Annotated in this window: 1 protein-coding gene; it reads left to right on the plus strand. The window is 66.2% G+C overall.

Going from position 1 to position 571, the window contains the following annotated elements; genetic code table 11:
• Positions 1-505 (plus strand): flagellin (locus IC50_RS30735; protein WP_035713894.1); only part of this gene is annotated, 505 nt, incomplete at its 5' end.
• Positions 506-571 lie beyond the last annotated feature (66 nt).

Below are 571 nucleotides of genomic sequence, written 5' to 3' on the forward strand. Positions count from 1 at the left end.
CTGGCTGAGCACGACGACCGGCACCACGCCGACGAGCTTCAACCTCGTCTCGTCGTACTCGCGTGTCGGCGGCACGCCCACCATCGGCTCCATCACCGTGACGACCGCCAACTACACGCTGTACTCCACCACGCAGACCGGCATTCTGGACACCGTGAGCGGCAGTGCGTCGGTCGACACGATCAACATCTCGGCGCTGACGGACTCGGCGGCCGACCAGACCACGCTCGATGGCTACATCGCGCAGGTCACGGCCGCGATCAACTCGGTCAGCTCGGCCGCAGCGGATCTCGGTGCGGTCAAGAACCGCATCTCGACCAACTCGGAGTTCGTGAAGACCCTGATGGACTCGGTTGACCGCGGTGTCGGCCAGCTCGTCGACGCCGACATGAACGCGGAATCGACCCGCCTCCAGGCTCTGCAGACCCAGCAGCAGCTCGGCGTTCAGGCGCTCTCGATCGCCAACCAGAACAGCCAGAGCATCCTCTCGCTGTTCCGCGGCTAAGCGGCGCTTTCGAAAACGACCGTGCTCCCTCGGGGAGCACGGTCCCCGCCGAGATCGGCGGGGGCG

Origin of the sequence: Bradyrhizobium genomosp. I (2014) (assembly GCF_000261685.1) — a bacterium.
Classification (GTDB): Bacteria; Pseudomonadota; Alphaproteobacteria; order Rhizobiales; family Xanthobacteraceae; genus Bradyrhizobium.